22 protein-coding genes and 1 tRNA gene are annotated in these 25232 nt (G+C 71.2%); 10 read left to right on the top strand and 13 right to left on the bottom strand.

Annotated elements, in window-relative coordinates; genetic code table 11:
- Positions 1-41 precede the first annotated feature (41 nt).
- Positions 42-1577, bottom strand: a complete 1536-nt coding sequence (locus AC068B_RS15375) for a DHA2 family efflux MFS transporter permease subunit (RefSeq protein WP_478671905.1) — start codon at positions 1575-1577, stop codon at positions 42-44.
- 202 nt (positions 1578-1779) lie between these two features.
- Between AC068B_RS15375 and AC068B_RS15370 the strand changes: the two genes are divergently transcribed.
- From AC068B_RS15370 to AC068B_RS15350, 5 genes are all read left to right on the top strand, one after another.
- Positions 1780-2646 carry an SAM-dependent methyltransferase gene (locus AC068B_RS15370; RefSeq protein WP_478671904.1) on the top strand — a complete coding sequence of 289 codons (867 nt, stop codon included), beginning with the start codon at positions 1780-1782 and terminating at the stop codon, positions 2644-2646.
- 44 nt (positions 2647-2690) lie between these two features.
- A complete protein-coding gene (locus tag AC068B_RS15365) occupies positions 2691-3605 on the top strand; it encodes an alpha/beta fold hydrolase (protein ID WP_478671903.1) in 915 nt (304 codons plus the stop codon).
- A 101-nt stretch (positions 3606-3706) separates the two neighbouring features.
- Positions 3707-6097, top strand: a complete 2391-nt coding sequence (locus tag AC068B_RS15360) for a type I polyketide synthase (protein WP_478671902.1) — start codon at positions 3707-3709, stop codon at positions 6095-6097.
- Between the two features lie 44 nt (positions 6098-6141).
- On the top strand, positions 6142-6459 hold the full coding sequence (locus tag AC068B_RS15355) for an acyl carrier protein (RefSeq protein WP_478671901.1): 318 nt from the start codon (positions 6142-6144) through the stop codon (positions 6457-6459).
- 89 nt (positions 6460-6548) lie between these two features.
- Complete coding sequence (locus tag AC068B_RS15350) at positions 6549-7022, top strand: hypothetical protein (protein WP_478671900.1); 474 nt, start codon at positions 6549-6551, stop codon at positions 7020-7022.
- 35 nt (positions 7023-7057) lie between these two features.
- Here AC068B_RS15350 and AC068B_RS15345 read toward each other — a convergent pair whose 3' ends face one another.
- Positions 7058-7618 carry a hypothetical protein gene (locus AC068B_RS15345; RefSeq protein WP_478671899.1) on the bottom strand — a complete coding sequence of 187 codons (561 nt, stop codon included), beginning with the start codon at positions 7616-7618 and terminating at the stop codon, positions 7058-7060.
- 38 nt (positions 7619-7656) lie between these two features.
- Between AC068B_RS15345 and AC068B_RS15340 the strand changes: the two genes are divergently transcribed.
- Positions 7657-8085: an aldehyde dehydrogenase family protein gene (locus AC068B_RS15340; protein ID WP_478671898.1), complete on the top strand. Its 429-nt coding sequence runs from the start codon at positions 7657-7659 to the stop codon at positions 8083-8085.
- A 240-nt stretch (positions 8086-8325) separates the two neighbouring features.
- Positions 8326-9861, top strand: a complete 1536-nt coding sequence (locus AC068B_RS15335) for an APC family permease (RefSeq protein WP_478672096.1) — start codon at positions 8326-8328, stop codon at positions 9859-9861.
- Here AC068B_RS15335 and AC068B_RS15330 read toward each other — a convergent pair.
- Positions 9855-10592 (bottom strand): hypothetical protein, encoded by a 738-nt coding sequence (locus AC068B_RS15330; RefSeq protein ID WP_478671897.1) that lies wholly within the window; start codon positions 10590-10592, stop codon positions 9855-9857. The two genes, AC068B_RS15335 and AC068B_RS15330, sit on opposite strands and share 7 nt — an antisense overlap.
- The gene (locus AC068B_RS15325) at positions 10535-11734 is read right to left on the bottom strand and encodes a hypothetical protein (RefSeq protein ID WP_478671896.1); all 1200 of its coding nucleotides are present in this window, start codon (positions 11732-11734) and stop codon (positions 10535-10537) included. Before AC068B_RS15325 ends, AC068B_RS15330 begins: the two co-directional genes overlap by 58 nt.
- A gap of 180 nt (positions 11735-11914) precedes the next feature.
- On the opposite strand from AC068B_RS15325, the gene AC068B_RS15320 reads away from it, so the two are divergent.
- Positions 11915-12751 carry an SCO6745 family protein gene (locus AC068B_RS15320; protein WP_478671895.1) on the top strand — a complete coding sequence of 279 codons (837 nt, stop codon included), beginning with the start codon at positions 11915-11917 and terminating at the stop codon, positions 12749-12751.
- A gap of 108 nt (positions 12752-12859) precedes the next feature.
- On the opposite strand, the gene AC068B_RS15315 is transcribed toward AC068B_RS15320, so the two are convergent.
- The 4 genes from AC068B_RS15315 to AC068B_RS15300 form a co-directional block, all read right to left on the bottom strand.
- Positions 12860-12933, bottom strand: a tRNA-Pro gene (locus tag AC068B_RS15315).
- A 178-nt stretch (positions 12934-13111) separates the two neighbouring features.
- Positions 13112-14422, bottom strand: a complete 1311-nt coding sequence (locus tag AC068B_RS15310) for an MFS transporter (RefSeq protein ID WP_478672095.1) — start codon at positions 14420-14422, stop codon at positions 13112-13114.
- 147 nt (positions 14423-14569) lie between these two features.
- Positions 14570-14953, bottom strand: coding sequence for an MmcQ/YjbR family DNA-binding protein (locus AC068B_RS15305; protein ID WP_478671894.1), 384 nt, complete (start codon positions 14951-14953; stop codon positions 14570-14572).
- A gap of 108 nt (positions 14954-15061) precedes the next feature.
- Positions 15062-16066 carry an alpha/beta fold hydrolase gene (locus tag AC068B_RS15300; protein ID WP_478671893.1) on the bottom strand — a complete coding sequence of 335 codons (1005 nt, stop codon included), beginning with the start codon at positions 16064-16066 and terminating at the stop codon, positions 15062-15064.
- Positions 16067-16455: 389 nt separating this feature from the next.
- On the opposite strand from AC068B_RS15300, the gene AC068B_RS15295 reads away from it, so the two are divergent.
- Together AC068B_RS15295 and AC068B_RS15290 are read left to right on the top strand one after the other, a co-directional pair.
- The gene (locus AC068B_RS15295) at positions 16456-19941 is read left to right on the top strand and encodes a ThuA domain-containing protein (RefSeq protein WP_478671892.1); all 3486 of its coding nucleotides are present in this window, start codon (positions 16456-16458) and stop codon (positions 19939-19941) included.
- Positions 19942-19949: 8 nt separating this feature from the next.
- Entirely contained in the window at positions 19950-20849 is a 900-nt protein-coding gene (locus AC068B_RS15290) for a sugar phosphate isomerase/epimerase family protein (protein ID WP_478671891.1), read from the top strand.
- A 28-nt stretch (positions 20850-20877) separates the two neighbouring features.
- Here AC068B_RS15290 and AC068B_RS15285 read toward each other — a convergent pair whose 3' ends face one another.
- From AC068B_RS15285 to AC068B_RS15265, 5 genes are all read right to left on the bottom strand, one after another.
- Complete coding sequence (locus AC068B_RS15285; protein ID WP_478671890.1) at positions 20878-21453, bottom strand: GNAT family N-acetyltransferase; 576 nt, start codon at positions 21451-21453, stop codon at positions 20878-20880.
- A gap of 175 nt (positions 21454-21628) precedes the next feature.
- A complete protein-coding gene (locus tag AC068B_RS15280) occupies positions 21629-22198 on the bottom strand; it encodes a helix-turn-helix domain-containing protein (protein WP_478671889.1) in 570 nt (189 codons plus the stop codon).
- Positions 22199-22319: 121 nt separating this feature from the next.
- Positions 22320-23153 carry an ABC transporter ATP-binding protein gene (locus AC068B_RS15275; RefSeq protein WP_478671887.1) on the bottom strand — a complete coding sequence of 278 codons (834 nt, stop codon included), beginning with the start codon at positions 23151-23153 and terminating at the stop codon, positions 22320-22322.
- A gap of 2 nt (positions 23154-23155) precedes the next feature.
- Positions 23156-24181 (bottom strand): ABC transporter substrate-binding protein, encoded by a 1026-nt coding sequence (locus tag AC068B_RS15270; protein WP_478672093.1) that lies wholly within the window; start codon positions 24179-24181, stop codon positions 23156-23158.
- 82 nt (positions 24182-24263) lie between these two features.
- The gene (locus tag AC068B_RS15265; protein WP_478671886.1) at positions 24264-25145 is read right to left on the bottom strand and encodes an ABC transporter permease; all 882 of its coding nucleotides are present in this window, start codon (positions 25143-25145) and stop codon (positions 24264-24266) included.
- Positions 25146-25232 lie beyond the last annotated feature (87 nt).

Below are 25232 nucleotides of genomic sequence, written 5' to 3'. Positions count from 1 at the left end.
CTTTCTTGCGTTCTCTCAGACCAGGCACTGTTTTGCCCTGGTCAGACTGCGTCTGCGGCTTCATGCTCAGATTCTGCGGTCTTGGCGGTGCTCTGACCAACCTGGCGGGGCAGCCACACCACCGCCAGCAGCACGCCGAGCAGTCCCAGGCCTCCGGAGACGACGAGCACCACGTCAAGGGCGTGGACGTACGCGGAGCGCACCGAGTCGGCCAGTCCGTTGGACTTCAGCGCACGGGCCACGGCGAGACCGCCGAAGACGGAGTCCTTGACGGCGCCCTGTGCCTGCTCGGGCACTCCGTCGAGGTCGAGCTTGCCGCGGTAGCCGGAGTTGAGGACGGAGCCGAGGATGGCCGCGCCGAAGCTGCCGCCGAGGGTGCGGATGGACTGGTTGACGCCGGAGCCGACGCCCGCGGTGTCCTCGGAGAGCGCTCCGAGTGCCGCGTCCATGGCGGTGGGCAGGGCGATGCCGAGGCCGAGGCCGTACGCCGCCGTCCATGCGGCTGCCAGGCCGGTGCCGCTGTTGATGTCGGTGGTGGCGCCGTAGAAGAGGGCGGCGGCCAGGAGTGCGAAGCCGATGCCGACCGCGGTCTTCGGGCCGAGGGCCTTGGCGACCTTGTTGGCGACGGTGACGCCGACGAGCAGACCGCCGACCATCGGCAGGAGCCGGAAGCCGCTGCCCATCGCGTCGGTGCCGAGGACCGCTTGGTAGTACTGCGGCATCGTGAAGAGCACGCCGAACATCGTGAAGTTGATGACCGTGCCGAGCATGGTGCCGGAGGTGAACCGGGCCGAGCGGAACAGCGAGAGGTCGACCAGCGGGTCGGCCACCCTCTTCTCCCAGAACACGAAGATCACGATGGCGAGGATGCCGCCGAGCGTCGGCACGAGCGTGGTGACGTCGGTCCAGCCCTTCTCGCCGCCCTGGATCACGCCGTACGTCATCGCGGCGAGCCCCACGCTGGAGAAGACGAGTCCGCCCACGTCGAACGGCTTGGCCTCCTTGGCCTTGGACTCGGGCAGCCAGGCGTACACCGCGAGGAAGGCGAGGATCACCACCGGCACGTTGATCAGGAAGACGGAGCCCCACCAGAAGTGGTTGAGCAGGTAGCCGCCGAGGATCGGGCCGAGCGGATACGCGAGCATCGCCGCACCGGCCACCGCTCCGATGGCCTTGGGTCGCTCCTCGTCGGAGAACATCACCGGCAGGAGCGACAGTGTGGTCGGCATGATCAGCGCGGCCCCCAGGCCGAGCACCGCACGCGCGCCGATGAACGCGCCGGAGGTCGTGGCGTAGGCACAGGCCAGCGAGCTGATACCGAAGATCACCAGAGCGGTGAGCAGCACCTTCTTGCGCCCGAACCGGTCACCGAGCATGCCCGCGGGGATCATTCCGGCCGCGAACACGAGCGTGTACGAGGTCACGAACCACTGCAGCTCGACGTTGTTCGCACCGAGATCGTCGGCCATGGCCGGCAGCGCCAGGCTCAGGATCGTCACATCGAAGCCCACGACCATCGAGGCGAGTACGAGAGCCCCGACGGCCCACCACCGCCGTGCACCCAGATCTGCTGACACGAGAGTCGACCTCCTAAAGAGAGCTCAATATCTAGTCGGAGCGTACTCTCATTTTTTATGTCGCGGTACCACCGGTTCCGTATGGAAGGCGTCAAGACTCGGGAGCCCCCCCCTACTAGGGGTGGCGGAGGGGGCCCTTAGGGGCTCTTGAGGGGCAGGGGTGGGGTTGTGACCCCCCGTGCCGCGCCGTGACGCTGAGGTCGTGACGAAGAACGCGACGACCAAGAAGCCCCCGACGGTGAACAAGACCGTCGCCCCCGAGCCCAGCGACATCGGCCACTACTACGACCACAAGGTCTTCGATCTGATGACTCAGCTCGGAGACGGCAACCTGCACTACGGCTACTGGTTCGACAGCGGCAGGCAGGAGGCCACGTTCGACCAGGCCATGGTCCAGATGACGGACGAGATGATCCGCCGCCTCGACCCCGCCCCCGGCGACCGCGTCCTCGACATCGGCTGCGGCAACGGCACCCCCGCCATGCAGCTGGCCCGCGCCCGTGACGTCGAGGTGGTCGGCATCTCCGTGAGCGCCCGCCAGGTCGAGCGCGGCAACCGCAGGGCGCGGGAGGCGGGCCTCGCCGACCGGGTCCGGTTCGAGCAGGTCGACGCCATGAACCTGCCGTTCGACGACGCGTCGTTCGACCACTGCTGGGCCCTGGAGTCCATGCTCCACATGCCCGACAAGCAGCAGGTCCTCACCGAGGCCCTGCGCGCGGTGAAGCCCGGCGCGCGGATGCCGATCGCCGACATGGTCTACCTCAACCCCGACCCGAGCCGCCCGCGCACCGCCACGGTCAGCGACACCACCATCTACGCCGCGCTCACCGACATCGGGGACTACCCCGGCATCTTCCGCGCGGCGGGCTGGACGGTCCTCGAACTGACCGACATCACCAGCGAGACCGCCAAGACGTACGACGGCTACGTCGAGTGGATCCGCGCCCACCGTGACGAGTACGTCGACATCATCGGCGTCGAGGGGTACGAGCTCTTCCTGCACAACCAGGCCGCCCTCGGCAAGATGCCCGAGCTCGGGTACATCTTCGCCACCGCGCAGCGCCCCTGACACCACGTCACCCGGCTCCGCTCCTCCACCCCAAGGGCCCGCCTGTGAAGAACCTCCGCATCCCCGTGTCGCAGACCGTCTCCCTCAACGTCAGGCACCGGCCCGCAGACGGACCGGGAGCCGCGGGCCGCCCGTTCCTGCTGCTGCACGGCATGCTCTCGAACGCCCGGATGTGGGACGAGGTCGCCGGACGGCTCGCCGCCGCCGGGCACCCGGTGTACGCAGTCGACCACCGCGGCCACGGCGAATCGGACGCGCCACCGGACGGCTACGAGAACGCGGCCGTCGTCACGGACCTGGTCGCGGCGGTCACCCTCCTGGACCTGCCCGGCGCCCTGGTGGCCGGGCACTCCTGGGGCGCGCACCTCGCGCTGCGCCTGGCGGCCGAACGCCCCGACCTGGTGGCCGGTCTGGCCCTGATCGACGGCGGCTGGTACGAGTTCGACGGGCCGGTGATGCGCGCCTTCTGGGAGCGCACCGCCGACGTGGTGCGGCGCGCCCAGGAGGGCACCACCAGCGCCGCCGACATGCGCGCCTACCTGAGGGCCACGCACCCCGAGTGGTCGTCCACCTCCATCGAGGCGCGCCTCGCGGACTACCGCGTCGGTCCCGACGGCCTGCTCGTCCCGCGCCTCACCTCGGAGCAGGTCATGTCGATCGTCGAGAGCCTGCAGCGCGAGGCGCCCGCCGACTGGTACCCGAAGATCGCCGTGCCGGTGCGGCTGCTGCCCCTCATCCCGGCCATCCCCCAGCTGTCCAACCAGGTACGCGCATGGGTGGCCGCCGCGGAGGCGGCCCTCGACCAGGTCAGCGTGCGCTGGTACCCGGGCTCCGACCACGATCTGCACGCCGGTGCCCCCGACGAGATCGCTGCCGACCTCCTCCTGCTGGCACGCGGTCTTCCGGCGCCCGCGAGAGCGCCGCGTCCCAGCGGCAAGGCAGGAGTTAGACCCGCTTAAGCAGCCGCGGCAACCCTGACAACGGCAGCGTGCGGCTCACGCCTGCCCACCTCGTCCCACCTGAGGCTTCACGCGCGAGAACAGGAAGGCTGACCATTCCCGTGGCGAACGAAGAGAAGCTCGTCGAATACCTCAAGTGGACGACCGCCGAGCTGCACCAGGCCCAGCAGCAGCTGCGCGAGCTCAAGGCCGCACAGCACGAACCGGTCGCCGTCGTCTCCATGGCCTGCCGCCTGCCCGGCAGCACCCGCACCCCGGACGACCTGTGGGACCTGGTGTCCGAGGGACGCGACGCCGTCACGGGATTCCCCGACGACCGCACCTGGGAGCTCCCCGAGGACCCCCCGTACGCGCAACTCGGCGGCTTCCTCGACGACGCGGCCGGTTTCGACGCGGGCTTCTTCGACATCGGCGCGACCGAGGCCGTGGCCACCGAGCCCCTGCAGCGCCTGATGCTCCATCTCGCCTGGGAGACCGTCGAGCGCGGCCGCATCGCCCCGCACACCCTGCGCTCCACGCTCACCGGCGTGTACGTCGGCGCCACCGGGCACGACTACGCGACGCGCCTGGACACCGCGCCCGACGAGCTGCTGCCCTACCTGGGCGGCGGCACGTCCGGCAGCCTCGTCTCCGGCCGCATCGCCTACGCGCTCGGCCTCGAAGGTCCCGCCATCAGCGTGGACACGGCCTGTTCGTCCTCCCTGGTCGCCCTGCACCTGGCCTGCCAGGCGCTGCGCCGCGGGGAGTGCGGACTCGCCCTCGCGGGCGGCGGCACGGTGATGTCGACGCCGCACACCTTCCATGCCTTCGCCCATCAGAAGTCCCTTGCGCAGGACGGCCGTTGCAAGCCGTTCGCGGCCGCGGCGGACGGCATGGGGCTGGGTGAGGGGGTCGGCCTGGTCCTCCTCGAGCGGCTCAGCGACGCGCGGCGCAACGGGCACCCCGTGCTCGCCGTCATCCGTGGCTCCGCGGTGAACCAGGACGGTGCGGGCTACGGCCTCGCGGCTCCCAACGGCCCCTCCCAGCAGCACGTGATCCGCGCCGCGCTCGCCGACGCCGGGCTCACCCCCGACCAGGTCGACGCCGTGGAGGCGCACGGGACGGGCACACCCATCGGCGACGCCATCGAGGTGCAGGCCCTCCTCGCCACGTACGGCGCCAACCGCTCCCCCGACCGGCCCCTGTGGCTCGGCTCGGTCAAGTCCAACACCGGGCACACGCAAGGGGCCGCCGGTACCGCGGCGCTCATCAAGATGGTGCAGGCGCTCAAGCACGACACCCTGCCCCCGACGCTCCACATCGACCGGCCCACCCCCCTTGCCGCCTGGAAGAAGGGCGCGGTCCGGCTGCTCACCGAGGCTGTCGACTGGCCGCGCCGCGACGAGCCCCGCCGGGTCGGCATCTCCGCCTTCGCCACCTCCGGCACCAACGCCCACCTCATCCTCGAAGAGCCTCCGACGCCCGACACGGCCGCCGACGCCGTCTCGCCCGCCCTCCCGGTGGCCTGGACCCTGTCCGCACGTACCCCCGAGGCCCTCCAAGCGCAGGCGAAGGCACTCGTCACGCACCTGACGTCCGCCGACCCCGCGCCCGCCCCCGTCGAGGTCGCCCATTCACTGGCCGTCACCCGCAGCCCTCTGGAGCACCGGGCCGTCCTCACCGGCACGGACAGTGCCGATCTCCTCGCCGTCGCCCGTGCCGTGGCCGCCGGGGACGACCATCCCGACCTGACCCGGACCCCCCTCGACTCCGCCGCGAAGAAGACCGCCTGGCACTTCGACGGCCTGCCTCCCGCCGACGCCACGTCGGCGGCGTCAGCGGTCGCCGACCTCCGCGCGGCCTTCCCGCTCTTCTCGACGGCTCTCGACGAGGCCCTGGCCCTGCTAGGCACCCACCTCGCCACGCCCCTCACCGCCGACCCGTCGGAGCCCCTTCACTTCGCGGTCCACACTGCACTCGCCCGCCTGCTGCTGGCGGCCGGGGTCCACGCCCACACGCTCACCGGCACCGGCGTCGGCCACATCGCGGCCGCATACGCGGCGGGCGTCCTCGACCTCGACGACGCGTGCCGCCTGGCCGCGGCCCACACCACGGCCACCGCCGAGGCACCGCCCACCCCCGAGGCGTACGAACCCGCCCTCAAAGAGCTGACGTTCCGGCCCGCGACGCTCGCGCTCGCCAGCACCGCCCCGGCCGACACGCCCGTCACCTCCCCCGGCTACTGGCACCACCACCTCACCGCCACCGCCCCCTCCCCCGGCCACGCCCCCGAGACCCACACACTCCTCGACCTGGGCACGTTCCCGCCGGACGCCTCCGCCGTGCGCACCGTCCTGACGGCGCTCGCGCGACTCCACACCTCGGGCGGCACGGTCGACTGGACGCCGCTCACCCGGCGCACGCCGCACCCGCGGACCCTCGACCTCCCGACGTACCCCTTCCAGGCCACGCGTTACTGGCTGCACGACCACACCACGCACACCGCGGTGTGACACACGGTGTGACACGTCAACACCCCACTCACACAGGAGCATTCATGACCAGCACCGACAACACGCCCGGCCAGGACGCCACCGAGCTGGAGAAGCAGCTCGCCGCGGCCAACCCCGAGGAGCGCGAGCGGCTCCTCACCGACACCATCCGCACGCAGGCCGCCACCCTCCTCAACACCACCCTGAGCGACGACAGCAACTTCCTCGAGAACGGCCTCAACTCCCTCACCGCCCTCGAACTCACCAAGACGCTGATGACCCTGACCGGCATGGAGATCGCCATGGTCGCCATCGTCGAGAACCCCACCCCCGCGCAGCTCGCCCACCACCTCGGCCAGGAACTCGCCCACACCACCGCGTAGACCCCCGGCCACCCCGAACACCCCCGCCCCCGGACGCGCGCGGCTCCCCGGGGGCACAAACACAGCCTGGCGAATATACGGTCCAGGTCATGATCACTCAGATAGTGACGCTGGTGGGTGTGCTGATCGGTGCCCTGACGTCCTACTTCTCCGTCACCATGGCCGAACGCGCCAAGCACCGGCGCGCGTTGGCGACACGCTGGGACGAGCGGAAGCTCAACACGTACATCGAGTACGCCGCGTGTGTGAAGGAAGTCGCCGACGCCTCGAAGTTCGCGCGCCTGGCCGAGGTGGGATCAGACGCGTTCGATCAGTTCATCGCGTCCATGGAAGAGGGAGAACGCAGGCGCTCGGCGCTCTTCGAAGCGCTGGTCCTGTTGGCCGCCCCGCAGGTCGTGTCCGCCGCGCACGAAGTAAACCTCGCGGTCTGGCAGATGGAGAAGCAGGCGCGGGCACACCAGCCCCCGCCCGTACGCGGCGACCTCCACGAGCGCCTCAACGCCTACCACGAGAGCGCACGCCAGGACCTGGGCATCAACGAGGAGGCGTGGCGCATCCCTTGAGTCCTAGGCCGTCTCCCGGTCGTCCGTCTCGGTCGCTACGGGGCCTCGTCGGGGTCCGTGATCCCGAGGTCGACACGCATGACGCGGCGCATCCTCCACAGGGGAGCCCACAACTGCTCCAAGGCCTCCCGGGCGGTCTCCAGGTTCTCCCCCTGCTGGGCCGTGCCCACGTCGAGACGCATCAACACGCCGTACGCATCGCCGAGATGACGGTTCGCGGTGCTGGCCGCCTCGGCCACACCGTCGGGCAGCACCATCTGGGCCTCCGCGTTCCGCATGCGCTGCTCACGGCGCGCCCGTGCCAGATCCGCCCGCAGTTCCTCGGTCACCTCACCCTTCTCCAGGGCGTGGAAGACGTTCGTCATCACGTTGGCCAAGTCGCGGGCACCGGCGCTGAGCGTGGCGTAGCAGGCGCGGCGCGCCTCCAGCCGAGCCTGCCGGGTGGCGTACTCGCGCTCGTCCTGTTGCAGCTGCCTGACGTGATCCAGTTCGCGGACCCTGGTCCGGTCGGCACTGCGCTGCGTGACCACGGTGGCGGCGAGGGTGCCGCCAATGCCCAGCACGGTGATCACGATCTGACTGATCGAGCTGTCCAACCCGGCCCCCTCCCTTCCCCGGTGTTCGGCTATCCCGCGTGCAGCCCCTGGTACTCGTGGGCCTCCGGCATGCCCCGCCCCTGTTCCTACGCGATCCGTGCGAGTTCGAGCAACTGCTCGGTCTGGTCGAGCTGATGCCGGAGACAGCCGCTCCACGCATCGTCGGCCTGATCGCGCCCGTGACCGTCGTGTCCGACTTCGAGGAGAGCCTCACCCGCACGGCGGCCTCCCGCTTCGGCCTCGCCGCCACCGTCTACACCGACGACCCCGACCACATCGCGGCAGCCGCACGCCTGCGCGTGGGTGTCGTCCGGATCAACCAGTGGCAGGGCGGCGGCCCCGAGCGGCTGTACGAACCCGCCCGCGACAGCGGCATGGGAGCCACCGGGGCCCGTGCCGCGTACGACGCGGCGACCCGGTCCGCCGCCGTGCACATCGCCGCCACCGCCCCGGCGGTCAGCCGATGACCGCCGCCAAGGAGGCCGCGGCGCGGAGTGTCCGCGCCGACCTGTACCTGATACGTGCGCGGTAGAAGCGCGCCTCACGCAATGCCGCCGCGGGGACGCGCCGCGCCTCGACACACACGCCGCGCCGCGTGGCACGCTGACCCCCGTGGATCCGTGATCGTCGAGGAGGTTGACCACGTGGCGCAGCAACAACCGGCGGAGACTGCCGGTGCCCCGGACATCCGCGCCGAGGAGAACCGGCTGCGCAAGGACCTCGGGTTCTGGGGTCTGACCGCGATCGGCTTCTCCAACATCCTCGGCTCGGGCTGGCTCTTCGCCGCCATGTACGCCGCCCAGACCGCAGGACCCGCGGCCCTGCTCTCCTGGATCGCGGCCGGTCTGCTCTGCGCCCTTGTGGCCCTGGTCATGGTGGAACTCGGCGCCACCAGGCCGGAAGGCGGCGGCACGGTCCGCTGGCCGCTGTACGCGAACGGCCGCCTTGTCGGCACGGTCGTCGGCTGGTCCGTGATGCTCTCCGTGGGCGGCACCGCGGCCGAGATCAGCGCGATCATGCAGTACGCCGCCCACTACGTGCCCGGGCTCTACGACGGCGGCAGCCTCACCGCGTCGGGTCTGGGCGTCGCCACCGCGCTGAGCGTGCTGCTCACCGCGCTGAACTGGTTCGCGGTGCGGATGTTCGCACGTATGAACAACCTCGTGACGGTGTTCAAGGTCGTCGTCCCGGTGCTCACCGTGGTCGCCCTGTTCCTTTCCGGCACCCACTCGGGCCGCCTCACGGACCACGGCGGGTTCGCCCCGTACGGTTACGCGGCCTGCCTCACCGCACTCGCCGGCGGCGGCATCGTGTACTCCGTGAACGGGTTCCAAGCCCCACTGGACTTCTCCGGAGAAGCCCGCAATCCACGCCGCAACGTACCCGCCGCCGTCCTCACCGGCATCGGCCTCGCGGTACTCGTCTACCTCGGGCTCCAACTCGCCTTCCTCTACACGGTGCCCGACTCGCTGCTCGCGCACGGCTGGCAGGGGGTCAACTTCGAGTCGCCCTTCGGTCAGCTCGCCCTCGTCCTCAACCTGCACTGGCTCGCCACACTGCTCTACGCCGACGCGGTGGTGTCCCCGGGCGGCTCCGCCTACGTGGGCGTCGCGATCGACGCCCGCCACACCTACGCCCTCTCGAAGAACGGCCTGCTGCCCCGCTTCTTCATGCGCATCGACCCTCGCTCCGGCATCGCGCGCCGCGCCCTGGTCCTCAACCTCGCGGTCATCATCGTGTTCATGCTGCCGTTCGGCGGCTGGCAGGACATCGTGAGCGTGATGGGGGACATGTACCTGATCATCTACGCCGCCTCTGCGGTGGCCGTGGCGTCCTTCCGGGCCCACGACCGGGAGCGTGGCGTACCGCTGGCGGACGGCCGCATGCCAGGGGTGCGCTGGATCGCGCCGGTCAGTTTCGCCGTGGCGACCGAGTTCATCTACTGGTCGGGCTGGGACGACCTGCGGCTCGCCCTGCCTCTCGTCCTTGCCGGTGTCCCGCTGTTCCTGCTGCAGCGGCGCAGGACGGCAGGCAGTCCCCCGGCCGAGGAACTGCGCCAGGGCGCCTGGCTCGTGTTCCACCTGGCGGCGCTCGCCCTGCTGTCGTGGCTGGGCACGTTCGGTGGCTCCGGGCATCTGCCCGCGCCGTACGACTCGGTCGTGGTGGGCGTCGTCGCCTTCGCGGTCTTCGGGTGGGCGGTGCGTTCCGGCGCCGCCCACCTCCGCATGAACCCCGCTCACTGAGCCGACTGCGTCTGTTCCGCCCAGGCTCGGGCGAACCGTTCCTGAACGGGGACCGGGGCGGTGACCGCTGCGGCGTCGTCCGCCGGAGCGCCGTCCGCCGGGGCGGGCGGCGCGGGGCGGGGCGCCTTCGCGGCGGTGAGTTCCTTGCGGACGGCGCGGTGGTGGTCGAGGGTCCAGGTGTTCCAGCGGCGGATCGTGCGGTCGGCCGGGCGGTCCAAGGCGTGCAGTTGGAGGTGGAGGGCCGCCGCGTCGCGGCGCACGCCGAGCGCCGCCGCGGCCTCTTCCACCAGGGCCGGGACGCTGAACAGCGGGTTGGTCTCGTACTGGCCCGGCGGGACCGGGGTGACGGCGGACCGGTCCGCAAGTCGGCGCAGGGCGGTGCGGAGATCGGCGGGAGCGTCGTCCGTGAGCCGGTCGACGAGGGCGCGGGCACCTGCCGAGGCCGGGTCGCCGACCGGGCGTTCGTTGAGCGCCCACGTGACGGCGGTCGCGGCGGCCCGCACCCCGTCGGCGTCCAGGGGCTCCGGGGTACGGCCGGTGAGCAGGGCGGTGGCCCAGCTCTCGGGGAGGCCGCGGTCCGCGGCGACGGCGGCGGCGTGGCTGCCGTCGTCGGCGTACGGGGCGGTGTCGAGGAGTCGGGTCCAGGCGGCGGCCGTCCGGTCCGCGGCGGCGGTCATCCCGCCGGGTGCCCACAGTTCGGCCGGGTCCGAGGGCAGGGCTGCCGCGAGCACGGCGCACCGGCCGACCCGACCGAGCCGCCCCAGAAGCCTTTCGTACGCCCAGACGGTGTCCTGGTCCGCCTTGTACGGCTTGGTGCGGAACAGCTTGCGGTGCTCGTCGTAGTCGTCTCTGCCGGGGAAGCCGTCGAGGACCAGGGCGGCGACCGGGCGCGGCACTCCGGTGCGCCAGCGGAACAGATCCACAGCCTCATCGGGCACCGGCAGCGGTCCATGCTCGGCGAGCAGGGCCAGCAGGCGGGCAGCCGGGTGGTGTCGTCGCCGGTGATGGTGTGGGTCTCGCACTCCTCGGCGTCGGCGGCGCGGTGGAGGAAGGGGGCGAGGCCGCTGCGGACCCGGCCGGAAGCGATCAGGGCGCCGCCTGCGCGGAGTTCGGCGATCCGCTGCTCGGGGGCGCGGCCGGTCCGCCAGCCGCTCTCGGCCTCGGCGAACGGCTGTCGGCTCCACACGCCGAGCAGGGCGGTGAGTGCCTGCCGCTCCGCGTCGGGGGTGGCGGCGGTGGCGACGCGCCAGGCCACCGCGTCGATCCGGCCGGTCAGCACCGCCCACTCGGGCGGGACGGCGGGCAGGGCGAGCACCCGGACCTCGTCCTCGATCTCGCCGCGCAGATACCTGCCGTCGGCGGCGACCGCGGTGAGGAGTGCGGGCTGGGGCTGCGGCGGCTGCGCATCGTAGGAACGCACTTCGGGCAGCAGGCCGCGCAGGGCGGGGGCGAGACGGGTGTCGGGTGCCGGGTCGGGCAGGTCGACGACCGGCCCTGACCGCATGACGGCGACCCGGTGGGACAGTTCCCTGCGGCGGCGCAGTACGTCGGCGGCGAGCCGGGCGGCGCGGTCGACGCCGTCCCGGATCCGCGGGTCGGCCACGCCGGGCAGGCGGTGGAGCGCGTCCTCACCGCTCCCGGGGTGCAGGAGCTGGCGCAGGTCGGTGTCGGCAACGGCCCGCAGGGCTTTGGATGATGCCTCGTCGCGGGGGACGAGGAAGTGCCAATAGGCGGGCGGCGGCATCGGCCCGGCCTGCTCGCCGAGGGTGGCGCGTTTCGGGGCGCGGTCACGGCTGCCGGGGAAGCCCCGTACCTGCCAGAGCAGGGAGTTGTCCGCGGCGGCGTGGCTGCGGACGGTGGTCTCGCCGGTCATGACGGCGTCCTCCCCGCCGAGGGGAAGAGCGAGGATGCCCCAGGGGCGGCGGCCCCAGCGGCTGCTGTGCCTTGATCGTGCCAGTCGGCACTGACAGGGCTGCTGTGGCCCCGACTTCACACGCGAGGCGCCCCGCCCGTACCGCTCCACAGAGGGGTGCCCACTGCCATGATGCAGACCATGACCATGACCCTCACCACCCCCCGTCGCATGTTCGAGCTCCTGGAGCCGATCTGCCTGGTCACCTTCTTCGCCGAAGAGTGCAACGAGGAGCTGGCGGCCCTGGGCCACCGCACCTACTGGGACGGCTACTTCGCCAGCCGCGCCGCACCGCTGGGGCGGGTCCCCGCACAGGTCGTGCACGCGGCGTTCTACAACTTCGCCGACGGGGAGGCCGCGCGGCACATCCCGAGCGCGTGGGAGACGATCCCGCCCGAGGCGTCCGTCGCCGCGCGGGAGCGGGGCAGCGCCGCCTCCGTACGACGGATCCTCGGCGCCGAGCTGGCCGACTCCCCGGGCCTGCTGCGCGCCGCCGACCTGACCACCAAAGCCGCGACGAGCGCGCCCACGGAAGGCCGCGTGATGTACGCCGGGATGCGCACCCTCCCGGTGCCGAGCGACCCGGTCGCCAGGCTGTGGCACTCCGCGACCATGCTGCGCGAGCACCGCGGTGACGGGCACATCGCCGCTCTCGTCGGCGCGCGCATCGGCGGCACGGAGGCGCATGTGCTCAGCGCACTGGACCTCGGGATCCACCCGCCGGAGTCGTTCGGCCGCATCCACCACCTGCCGAAGGAGCGGCTGGCCGCGGTCATGGAGGGCTTGCGCGAGCGCGGGCTCGTCGACGCCGAAGGCCGGTTCACCGAGGCAGGCCGTGAGACCAAGCAGCACATCGAAGCCCTGACCGACGAACTCGCCGCCGCGCCGTACGAGGCCCTCTCTCCCACCGAGCTCGACGAGCTGGTCACCGAGCTCGAACCGATCACCGCGACGCTGGTGGCAGCGGGGTCCCAGTGACGAGGAGCGACTTACGGGGCTCCCACGGGAGCGCATCCCGTTCCCGAATCCGCTCGGGAAAACGAAGTAGGGGCCACCCGAAGATGGCCCCTACCTGCGACGTTTCCGTCGGGACGACAGGATTTGAACCTGCGACCCCTTGACCCCCAGTCAAGTGCGCTACCAAGCTGCGCCACGTCCCGATGCCCGTCTGACCTGGGGTTTCCCCTGGCTGAACGCGCACCGAAACAATACCGCACTCCGACCCGTGATCGCTCACGCCTTTCCCGGTCGGGCGCCGGGCACGGATCGGAACAAGCCGCCCGGCCCCGGATCCCGGGCCCGGCGACGGGGCGGCGGGGGCAGCTCGCGTGACCCAGATCACCGGTCGCGGCCGCCGTCGTGCCCCACCCTCGCGCGCCCCACCGAGAGCGTCGGGCCGGACAGGACGGGGGCGTCCGCCCTGACCAGGCCGCTGATCGCCGGTATGGCGAACAGGGCGGCACAGACCGTCACCGTCATGACGCCGCCCGTGAGCAGCACCGCCTCCGCGCCGAAGGCGGCCGCCGCGGGGCCCGCGAGGGCCTGGCCCACGGGCAGCATGGCGAGGGAGCCCGCGACGTCGTAGGCATGGATCCGGTTGAGGACGTCCGGCGGGACCTGGGTCTGGACGCTCGTCGCCCACATCACTCCCCAGAAGGAGACGCCCGCACCCGCGACGGCCGCGCCCGCCGACATCAGCGGGACACTCAGCTGGGCGCCGACGGCGGTGGGGAAGGCGGCGTAGGCGACCAGGGCCACCGCCCCGGCCCTGAGCATGCGGCGGGGGCGCAGCCGCAGGGCCAGGAGGCCTCCGAGGACGGTGCCCGCCCCCAGGGCGGAGTTCACCAGGCCGTACGCGCCCGAGCCGTGCTCCTGGACGACGAGGGTCGCCACCAGCGGCACGGTCGGCCCCGTGGTCGTGATCATCAGCACGCTGAAGACGGCGATGACGCTCCACAGCCAGGTGCGGGACCTGAACTCCCGCCAGCCCTGCACGAGGTCCGCCCGGAAGCCGTTGCTGTGCGGCTGCGACCCCGGGCGTGCGGGCGGCAGGCGGAGCAGGAGGAGGCACAGGGCACTGAGTCCGTACGTGGCCGCGTGGGCGGCGAAGACGGCGCCGGGCGAGGCGAGGCCGACCAGGACACCGGCGGCGGCCGGACCCGCGAGGGACGCGGTCGACTCGGCCACGCGGATCGCGCCGTTCGCCTTCTGTACGTCGTCGGCGAGGCGCGGGACCGTGCTGGCGACGCCCGGCTGGAAGAGTGCGGCCGCCGCGCCGTTGACCGCGCCGATCGCGCAGATCTGCCACAGGACGACGTTGCCGGTGAAGAAGAACACCGCCGCGAGCGACTGGGTGCCGAGTCGGACGAGGTCGGCGCCGATCATGAGCAGGCGCGTGCTGAAGCGGTCGGCGAAGACCCCACCGAAGATCACCAGGCCCGCGAAGCAGACGGTCGTGGCCGCCATCGCGAGCCCGACCGCTCCGGCGCCGTGCCCCTGCTTCAGCAGTCCGGCGGCAAGAGCGACCGGCAGCATCGTGTCGCCGAGCTTGGCCACCGTGCGGGCCGCGAAGAACAGTCCGAAGTCGCGCGACCAGATGGGGCGGGCGGCCTCGTTGCCTCCCGCCGGTGCCTTCGATCCCCCTGGTATCCCCGGTTTCCCTTGTGCCCCCGAACCCGTCGGCACGCTCCCCCACCCCTCCCCTATGGCAACGGTGGGATCATGCCACGGAGCACAGACAGCGCTCTCTATAAATAGAGCTACGAATAAGTGCCGTCGGTGCTCCGCTCAGTGCCGTCAGTGCGCCGCGGGCGCCACTCCCAACTCGGGGTGCTCCTCCAGGAGTCGGGGCGGCGCCGCCTGGCGCCAGGAGTCGGCCAGGATGTCCGTGAGCTCGGCGGCGTCCAGGGCGGCAAGCCGCACCCGTACCCAGGCCGAGCCCGCCTCGTGGGCGGCGACCCAGAACTTGTCCGGCTCCGCGAGGACCAGCTCGTCACGCTCGACCTTCGGGCAGCGCACGGCGAACGACGTCTCGTCGTCGGGCACCGTCACGAACATCTTCCCGGCGACCCGGAACGTGGGCATGCTCCACGCGATCTTCTCCACCGTCTCCGGCAGGGCGAGCGCGATGCGGCGCACGTCGTCCGAGGTGACGCGGGCGCGGGATCTGGACTTCGACATGCCATGAACCGTAGCCAACGGCACTGACAACGCCACCGGCAGCGGCATCGGCATCGGCATCGGCATCGGCATCGGCATCGACGGTCACCCCGTGACACCCTCCAGCACTCAGAGCACCCGCTCGTCCAGCCACGCCGTCAGGTCCTCCTGGACCTCGTCGCGGTTGGTCTCGTTGAGGATCTCGTGGCGGGCTCCCGGGTAGCCCTTCCAGGTGAGGTCCTCGGCGCCCGCGTACCGGAAGTCCTCCAGGAGCTCGTTGACGAGGGTCATGCGCTGGTTGCAGGGGTCCTGCTCGCCGACGGCTATGTGGATCGGCAGGTCGGCGGGGGTGCGGGCGATGTTGCGCGGGTCGTTGACCTTCCGTACGGCGCGCACCCAGTCCAGAGAGAGGCCCGCGGAGAAGGCGAAGCCGCAGCGTTCGTCGGCGGCGTAGGCGTCGACCTCGGACTCGTCCCGCGAGAGCCATTCGAAGCCGGTGCGATGCTCGTACGGGTCGTTGAACGAGGCGAAGAGGTCGGGGACGTACGAGGAGGGGGCGGCTCGTCCGTGTTCGGCCACCTCGCGTTCCAGGCGGGTGATCGACCCCTCGATCTCGGCGCCGGGCAACGAGCGGAACGTGCCGGAGAGGATCACTCCGGCCAGTCCGTCGGCGTACTCCTGGGCGTAGTCCCGCGCGAGCATCGAGCCGAGGCTGTGCCCCAGGAGGAAGAACGGGGCGCCGGGGTGCAGCGTGCGCACCTGGTCGCCGATGGCCTTGAGGTCGTCGACGATCGCCCGCCAGCTGTCGGCGCCCTCGGGGCCTGCCGTACCGGACGTCACTCCGTAGCCACCGGTTGCCTGGGCGGTGGCGCCGTGGCCGCGGTGGTCGGAGGCGATCACTCCGTAGCCGTGCCCGGTCAGGTGGCGGGCGAAGCGGTCGTAGCGCAGGGCGTGTTCGGCGGCTCCGTGCGCGATCTGCACGTACGCCCGGGGCCTGCCGTCGGCCGGCAGCCAGGTGTACGTGGCGACGGGCACGCCGTCCGCCGCGTTGAGCACTCCCGCGGTGTACGCGGGGGCGGAGGCGGGAACGGAGGCGGAGGCGGAGGCGGTGGTGTCATCGGCTCGGTCGGGCATCGCGCGGGCTCCCTGGTGGGTACGGTCGGCGGTCTGCCGGGCAGCTTCCCCCGCGCGCGGGACGTCATGCGGCCCTTCCGCCCCTTTCGGCACGCCCGGTCCTTTCGGCACGCCCGGTCCTTGCGGCTCGCCCGGTCCTTTCGGCTCGCCCGATCCTTTCGGCTCGCCCGATCCTTGCGGCTCGCCCGATCCTTGCGGCTCGCCCGATCCTTGCGGTTCTTCCGGTTCTTCCGACCCATTGACCCTTCACGGAACCGGAACCTACCCTGAGTCCCGCGCTGTGAAAGCGCTTTCTAATCGGCGCTTTCCCGCACCACGCAACTCACCGCACACCCGGCGACCGGCAGCCGGCCATCAGCCAAGCCAGCCCAGGGAGCGCCATGAGTTCCATGAGTTCCGCGAGTTCCGCGGCTCCGAGGAGAGCGCCGAGAGGCGCACCGAGAGCCCTGCTCGTCTTCGTCGCCCTGCTCGCGCTCGTCGTGGGCCTCGGGATCGCGGCCCCGCCGCGCGCCGAGGCGGCCCCCGCCTTCCGTGTCCTGGTCTTCTCCAAGGTCACGAACTACCCCCACGGCTCGATCCCGGCGGGCATCGACGCGATCAAGAAGCTCGGCGGCGAGAACGGCTTCGAGGTCGAGGCCACGGACGACGCCGGGGCGTTCACCGACGCCAATCTGGCCCGCTTCCAGGCCGTCGTCTTCAACAACACCAACTCCACGCCCGAGAAGGGCGACCTGCTCGACGCGGCGCAGCGCGCCGCGTTCCAGAAGTACGTCCGGGCGGGCGGCGGCTGGGTCGGGCTGCACGCGGCGTCGGCGAGCGAGCGCGACTGGGACTGGTACGAGGGCCTGGTCGGGGCGATCTTCGACAAGCACCCCGCCGTCCAGAAGGGACGGGTCAAGGTCCTCGATCGCGCGCACCCGTCCACGAAGGGCCTTCCGGAGCTCTGGGAGCGCGAGGAGGAGTGGTACAACTGGCGCACCAATCCCACGGGGAAGGTGCACACCCTCGCGCAGATCAAGGTGCGCGACGGCGTCACCGGGCTCGACGAGGGCGCCGACCACCCGTGGTCCTGGTGCCAGAACTACGACGGCGGCCGCTCCTGGTACACGGCGGGCGGGCACGCCGAGTCGTCCTTCAAGGAGGAGGGGTTCCTCCAGCACATCCTCGGCGGCATCCAGTGGGCCGCGGGTGACAAGCCGGGCGACTGCACGGCCACCAAGACGGGCGCCTTCCAGCGCACTCCGCTGGCCACCGCGGACCTCGCCGACCCGTTCGAGCTGGCCGTCGCGCCGGACCGCAGGGTCTTCTTCGTACAGCGCACCGGAAAGCTGAAGATCATCGACCAGGAGACGCTCAAGGTCTCCACGGCGCTCGATCTCGCGTACACGCCGGAGATGACGAGCCAGTCGGACGGGCTGCTCGGTCTCGCGCTGGATCCGGATTTCAAGGACAACCACTGGCTGTATCTGCTGCACTCCGACAAGACGGAGAAGCGGATCAACCTCTCCCGCTTCACCGAGGCGGGCGGGAAGGTCGCGGCGTCGTCGGAGAAGCGTCTCCTTACGATCCCTACGTGGCGCGGCGAGGGCCGGGCCAATTCGCACATGGCGGGGTCGATCGCCTTCGACAAGAAGGGCGATCTGTACGTCGCGACGGGCGACAACACGGATCCGTTCGCGTCGGACGGTTTCGCGCCGATCGACGAACGCGAGGGGCGCCGCGCCTGGGACGCGCAGGGCACCGCGGGGAACACGAACGATCTGCGCGGCAAGATCCTGCGGATCACACCGAAGGACGACGGGACGTACGGCGTGCCGGAGGGGAACCTCTTCCCGCCCGGTACGGACAAGACGCGTTCCGAGGTGTACGCGATGGGGCTGCGCAACCCCTTCCGCATCACCACGGATCCGATCAGCGGCGCTCTGCTGATGGCCGACTACGGCCCGGACGCGAAGAAGGCGGTGGCGGACCGCGGCCCCGAGGGGACGGTCGAGTACGACCGGATCACCAAGGCGGGCAATTATGGGTGGCCCTACTGCATCGGCGACAACACGCCGTTCAACGACTACGACTTCGCGACGAAGACGTCGAAGGACAAGTTCGACTGCGCGAAGATCGTCAATGACTCGCCGAACAACACGGGCCTGCGCGAACTGCCGCCTGCCAAGGCCGCGAACGTCTGGTACGCCTACTCCGAGTCCAAGGAGTTCCCCGAGCTCGGCACGGGTGGCGGCGGCCCGATGAGCGGCCCCGTGTACGACTACGACGCGGCGAACCCGTACAAGACGAAGTTCCCCGAGTACTTCGAGGGGAAGTGGCTCGCGTACGAGCTGACCCGGCAGTGGTTCAAGACGTTCTCGATCCAGGAGAAGGACCAGTCGTTCTCCGACCCTCGCTTCCCGCCTGCCAAGAAGGGCGATCTTCAGTCCATCAACTCCGTCTTCTCCGACATGAAGTGGAATCAGCCCTTCGATGCCGACTTCGGTCCTGACGGGGCGCTCTACGTCATCGACTTCGGGCTGGGCAGCGGCACGGGCCGCGGCGGCAGCAACGAGGGCTCGGGCATCTACCGCATCGACTACGTGGCGGACGGCCGCCTCCCGGACGCCCGGGTCACCGCGACGCCTGACAACGGGCGCACGCCCCTCACCGTGAAGTTCTCCAGCGAGGGCTCGGGGCTGCCGGACGGCACACCCGTCACGTACGCCTGGGACTTCGACGGCAACGGCACGACCGACTCCACCGAGGCGAACCCGACGCACAAGTACACGACGAAGGGGCAGTTCACCGCCCGTCTGAAGGTGACCGGGCCCAAGGAGCTGAGCGCTCTCGCGGTACGGGACATCACGGTCGGCAACACACGGCCGGAGGTGACGATCCAGCAGCCGCCGAACGGCGGGACGTTCAGCTTCGGGGACACCATCCCGTTCAAGGTCAAGGTGACGGACCGGGAGGACGGCCGGATCGACTGCGAACGGGTCGTCGTGCAGTCCCAGTTGGGGCACGACACCCATCTGCACCCGCTGGACAACTACAAGGGCTGCGCGGGCGAGATCGTGACCGATGCCGGTGACAGCCACGGCCCGGGGCAGAACCTGTACTACGGCATCACGGCGCAGTACGAGGACAAGGGGGCGGGCGGCGTGCCCGCGCTGACCGGCTCCGCTTCGCTGACGCTGCGGACCTCCTACCGCGAGGCCGAGCACCGGACCGCCACGGGCGGCGCGCACGGCGGGGCGGACACGGGCGACCGCGCGGACGCGTCCGGCGGCAAGCGGCTCATCGAGATCGAGGACGGGGACTGGGTCTCCTTCGACCCGGTGCACCTCAAGGGCGTCGACTCCGTGACCGTGGGGGCGGCTTCGGGCGGTCTCGGCGGTGACGTCGAGTTCCGCGCCGGGTCTCCGACGGGCGAGCTGCTCGGCAAGGTGAGCGTGCCGAACACCGGCGGCTGGAGCAACTTCATCTCGCCGACCACCGAACTGGCCGCCCACGACGGCACGACGAAGCTGTACGCCGTCTTCACCAACCCCCAGTGGTCGTCCGACAAGCCCGACCTCCTCACGGTCGACTGGCTGCACTTCAACGGTCCCGGGGTCGAGAAGAACGCCGGTGCGAAGGTGACCGTCAAGGCGGCGCCGGACACAGGCCCCGCGCCCCTCGCCGTCAAACTCACCAGCACGGTGAAGCTCCCTGCGGGCCGCACCGCGGCCACGTACCACTGGGACTTCGGCGACAACTCCAAACCCGGCGGCACGGAGAGCGGCAGCGCCGAGCACGCGTACGCGCGCGCGGGGACGTACACGGCGCATCTGACCGTCACCGACGACAAGGGCGACACGACGACCGGCGCTGTCCGGATCACGGCGAAGTGAGGACGACCATGACCCCGACCGGATCTCCGAGCGCGTCTTCCGTCGACGGCGCCAGACGAGCCTTTCTCCGTACGTGCGTCGGTACGTCCCTGGGGCTCGCGGCAGCGGTCGGCGGGGCGCTGCCCGCGCGGGCGGCGGAGCGGGCGCACAAGCGGCGTATCCCGCGCGGCGGCATCGGAATGCACCTGTACACGATGCGCGACGTACTGGCGCGGGACTTCGCGGGCACCCTGGAGCAGCTCGCCGACATCGGCTACGCGACCGTGGGGGTGAGCGGCCGCCACGGGTACGACGCCGCCGGGATCCGGCGGATGCTCGACGCCGTCGGCCTGCGCGCCGTCCTGGAGCACGTCGCCTATCCGACGCTCACCGGCAGCGGGCTCCCCCAGGCGCTCGACGACCTGCACGCCTTGGGCGCCAGGTGGCCCGTGGTGCCGAGTCTGCCCGGCGCGCTGCACACGCCGGACGGCTTCCGGGAGGCGGCGCGGCAGTTCAACCTGATCGGGCGCGCCTCGCGCGAGACGGGGCTCGGCCCCGTGCTGTTCCACAACCACGGCACGGACCATGTGGTGGTCAACGGCACGAACCTGTACGACGTCCTCCTCACCGAGACCGATCCCGAGCTGGTCGGCTTCGAGCTGGACGTGTACTGGGCGGTGAAGGGCGGCGCCGATCCGGCGACGTACTTCCGGCGCCATGCGCACAGGTTCCCCGCGCTGCACGTGAAGGACATGGCGGCCGACGGCGGCTTCGCCGATGTCGGCTCGGGGACGCTCGACTTCGCCGCGATGTTCGCCCACGCGCGCGTGGGCGGTGTCCGGCAGTGGCTGGTGGAGCACGACTCCCCCGCGGACCCGTTCGCGACCGCGCGGAACAGCTACGCGTATCTGGCGGCGCTGCGCTACTGACGCGCCGCCCGCTCCGGCTCGGCGCCGGTCATCCGGCGCCGAGCCGCTTGTAGAAGAGGGTCGTCGCGTGGAGGGCTCCCGAGGGGTCCGTCGCGTAGTCGGGAATGGTCCCGGCCTCGGTCCAGCCCGCCCTGCGGTAGACGGTCTCGGCGGGGCTGCCGGTCTCGGTGTCGAGGACGAGGAGGGTCACGCCCGCCTCCGTCGCCGTCTGTTCCGCGGCGGCCAGGAGGGCGCGGGCGAGGCCCTGTCCGCGGGCCTCGGTGTGCACCATCAGCTTGGCGATCTCGGCGCGGTGGCGGCCGTTGGGCTTGTCGGTGAAGGCGACGCTGACGGTGCCCGTGATCCGTCGGCCGTCATCGCCCTCGCCGCGGGCCGCCCAGACGGCGAGGCTGCCCGCCTCGACGGCCTGGGCGAGTCCGTGCCACCAGGTGCGCGCCGCGGTCCGGTCCAGGTCCGCGAGGAAGCCCAGCGAACTGCCGCCCCGCACGGTGTCGAGCAGCAGCTCGGCCAGGTGACCGGAGGCATCACGGAGCCCGGCCGCGTCGAGGCGCTCCAGGCGCGGGCCGTCAGCCCTGAGGCCGCCCGTGGCCGGGCCGAGGGTCACCGGGCCACTGACCATCGGACCGCCGGGCACGGGCCCCCGGCCAGCAGGCCACTGGCCACCGGACCGCCGGTCACGCGGCCACAGGTCACCCGGCCACCGGTCACCAGCCCCCTGCGCACCGGAACACCGGCCACCGGACCGCCAGCCACCGAACCACTGCACACCGGACCACCGTTCAAGGCTTCACCACCACGAGCGCGTACCGCACCGCCTCCTCGCCCGCGCAGCGGAACCGCGACGCGCCCCACAGCCGGAAGCGCAGGCAGTCGCCGGTGCGCAGGGTGTGCGGCTCGCCCTGCACCGTGACTTCCAGGGCTCCTTCGAGCACCCAGATGTGCTGCTCCAGGCCGGGCACGGGCGGCCGGTCGTAGGCGATGTCGGCGCCCGGCTGCAGCCGTCCCTCGACCAGTTCGCCGCGCATCCCGGTGCGGGGCGGCGAGACGGCCCAGCGCATGAAGCCCGCCTCGTCGTCGGCCCAGACCGCCTGGTCGACGGCGCGCACCAGTTGGGCGGGCTCCGCCTCCACTTCGCTGAGGAGCTGCGACATGGTCCGTTCGTAGACGGCGCAGAGCCGGTTCAGGAGGGCCGCGGTGGGGCTGATCTCCGCGCGCTCGGCGCGGGACAGGGTGGAGCGACTGATCCCGCTCAGTTCGGCCAACTCGCCGAGGGACCAGCCGCGTTCGGCGCGCAGCTCGGACAGCCGGGCGGCGAGGCGCGCGTCGACTCCATCTCCGTCGTTTTCCATATTCGGGACGCTATCCCGGATATGGGATGGCCAACAAGGTCGCTGGTGTGTGGGCTGCGTCTCGGTCCGAAGGCGCGGAAGGCACGGAAGGCACGGGACGACGCGTCCCCCCGTTCCACTCTCAGTCGTGCGCCGACACCGCCCCCAGCAACCCCCTGACCCGCCCGGTCGCCTCGCGGAACTCGGTCGAGGCGAGGGTCTCCGCGTACCCCCGCTCCGGCTGCAGGCCGACCTCGATGACCTCCGTCACCGTGCCGGGGCGCGGGCTCATCACCACCACGCGGTCCGCCAGGTACACCGCCTCGGCGATCGAGTGCGTCACCAGGAGCACGGTGGTGCCGGTCTCACGCCAGATGCGGTTCAGCTCGACGTTCAACTGCTCCCGCGTCAGCGCGTCGAGGGCGCCGAACGGCTCGTCCATGAGCAGCACGGGCGGCTCGTGCAGCAGCGCACGACACAGCGCCACCCGCTGCTGCATGCCGCCGGACAGCTCGTGGGGGTAGGCGTCCTCGAAGCCGTCGAGCCCGGTCATCCGGATCAGATCGTCGCCGCGCGCGCGTGCCCACTCGGTGGGGAGCCTGCGCATCTCCGCCTGGAGGAGGATGTTGCGCCGCGCCGAGCGCCAGTCGAGCAGCGCGGCGCGCTGGAACACGTACCCGATGTCGGGCCGCGGCCCCCGCACCCGCTCACCGCCGAGGAGCACCTCGCCCGACGACGGCGACAGGAGTCCCGCGACCAGTTTGAGCAGCGTCGACTTGCCGCAGCCCGAAGGGCCGACGATCGCCACGAACTCTCCGGCGCCGATGTCGAGCGAGACGTCCCGCAAGGCGGTGACGTCCTTCTTCTTCGTACGGAAGCGCACGGCGACGTCGTCGATCCGCACGGCGGGCGCGGCCGCCGCGACGTCCTCCCGCGCAAGTCGGCCGGTCTTTCTGAGCGTCGCGTCGTTGGGCATGATCACCCCTTGATCCCCTTGGCCGAATCCCAGTACTCCGCAACGGACTTGGGGTTCTCGACCAGGCCCGCCTCGGAGAAGACGTCGATGGTCTGCTTCCAGTCCGCCTCGGTGTTGGCCCCCGGCGCCTTGCCCTTCGTGGCGTCGGTGTGGAGGAGCGTCAGGGTCGTCTTGAACTGTTCCGACAGGACGTCCTTGGGCGGGAGTTGTTCGGACGCGCCCTCCATCGCCGCGACCGCGGGGCCCGCCTTCTTCTCGGCCGTCGCCCACGCCTCACTGACCGCGGCGGTCATCCGCTTGGCCAGGTCGCCCCGGCCCTGGAGGGTCTTGCTGCCCGCGATCAGGCCGTTGGAGTAGAAGTTCAGGCCGTGTTCGGAGAAGCGGAGGTAGGAGACGTCCTTCTCGGCCTTGCTGCGCATGGTGGGGCCCTGATCGCTCGCGTACCCGAGCAACGCGTCCGTCTTGCCGGATATCACCGCCGCGATCTTGCCCGCGGGGTCGGTGTTCTGGACCTTGACGTCCGAGAGCTCCATGCCGTTCTTCTGCAGGAAGATCGGGAAGGTCTTGGTGAGCGCGTCGCCCGCCGTACCGGCGACCGTCTTGCCCTTGAGGTCGGCGGGCGACGCGACGCCCTCGGCCTCGAAGGACTGCACGGAGGCGGGCGTGGTCTGCAGGAACACCCCGAGGCTCTTCACCTTGACGCCCTGGTCGACACCGGCGAGCACGGCCGGTGTGTCGGCCCACCCGAAGTCGGTCTGCCCGGCACCGGTGGCCTGCACGGTCTTCTGGGACCCCTGCCCCGCCCTGATCTCCAGGTCGATGCCGTGTTCCTCGAAGATCTTCTGCTTCTTGCCGTAGTAGAACGGCGCGTGCTCGCCGTACGGGTACCAGTTGAGCGTCAGGGTCACCTTGTCCAGCTTCTTGCCGGAGGCGCTGGTGCTCGTCTTGTCGTCGTCACCGCAGGCCGTCGCGGTCGCCGCGACGAGCGCCAGGGGGACGAGGCCGGTGAGGAGTCTGCGCGCGTGCATGGGACGGCCCTTCTCGCGTACGGAGGACATGGCGGGGTGGGATCGGGGGCGGGCGCTGGGGGCTTCGGTGTGTGGCCGGGACTCAGTACGCGGTGGTCGCGGCCTGGTCCCTGCGGCTCGCGTGCCACGGGAGCAGCAGCTTCTCCGCGATCTCGACGAGCACGAACAGGACCACGCCGATCAGTGACATGACCAGCAGTCCCGCGAAGAGCATCGGGGTGTCGAGGTTGCCGTTGGCCTGGAGGATCACATAGCCGAGGCCCTCGTTCGCGCCGACGAACTCGCCGACGACCGCGCCGGTGACGGCGAGCGTGACGGCCACCTTCAGACCGGAGAAGAGGTGCGGGAGCGACGCCGGGAAGCGGATCTTGAGGAAGGTCTGCCAGGGCCGCGCGCCCATGGTGGCGGAGAGCTGCAGCATTTCGGGGTCCACGGCCTTGAGTCCGGTGACCATCGAGATGACGACGGGGAAGAAGGCGATCAGGACGGCGATGAGGATCTTCGGGGCGATGCCGAAGCCGAGCCAGACGACGAACAGCGGGGCGATCGCGATCTTCGGGACGACCTGGGCGAAGAGGAGGATGGGGTAGAGGGTCTTCTCGACGGTCGTCGAGGCGACCATCAGGACGGCGGCGAGGATGCCGACGGCCACCGCGATGACGAAGCCGAGCAGGGTCTCGTACGTGGTGACCCAGGTGTGCTGCCACAGGTAGTCGGGCTTGTCGATGATGACGTCGAAGGTGGCACCCGGCGAGGGCACCAGATAGGCCTCGACCATCTCGGTGGCGGCGATCACCCACCAGGCGGCGAAGCAGACGACCAGCAGCGCCAGGGGACGCCAGCTCTTCTCGGCGGCCTCGGCCGTACGCTGCCGGAGGCCCGGCCGTTGTCGATCCACAACACCCGCCGTCTTCACGGGAGTTGCTGACACTGTGCTCTGACTCACGGTGAACTCCCCTGACATTCCCTGGTATGCGGTGAACTTGGGAGGCAGTTGCGTGGACCGGCGGGGCCGGTGCGGAGCTCTGTGGTGCGGAAATCCCGGAAACCG

The organism is Streptomyces sp. NPDC042371, from assembly GCF_056437465.1.
This window is presented reverse-complemented; position numbering and strand designations above follow the sequence as displayed.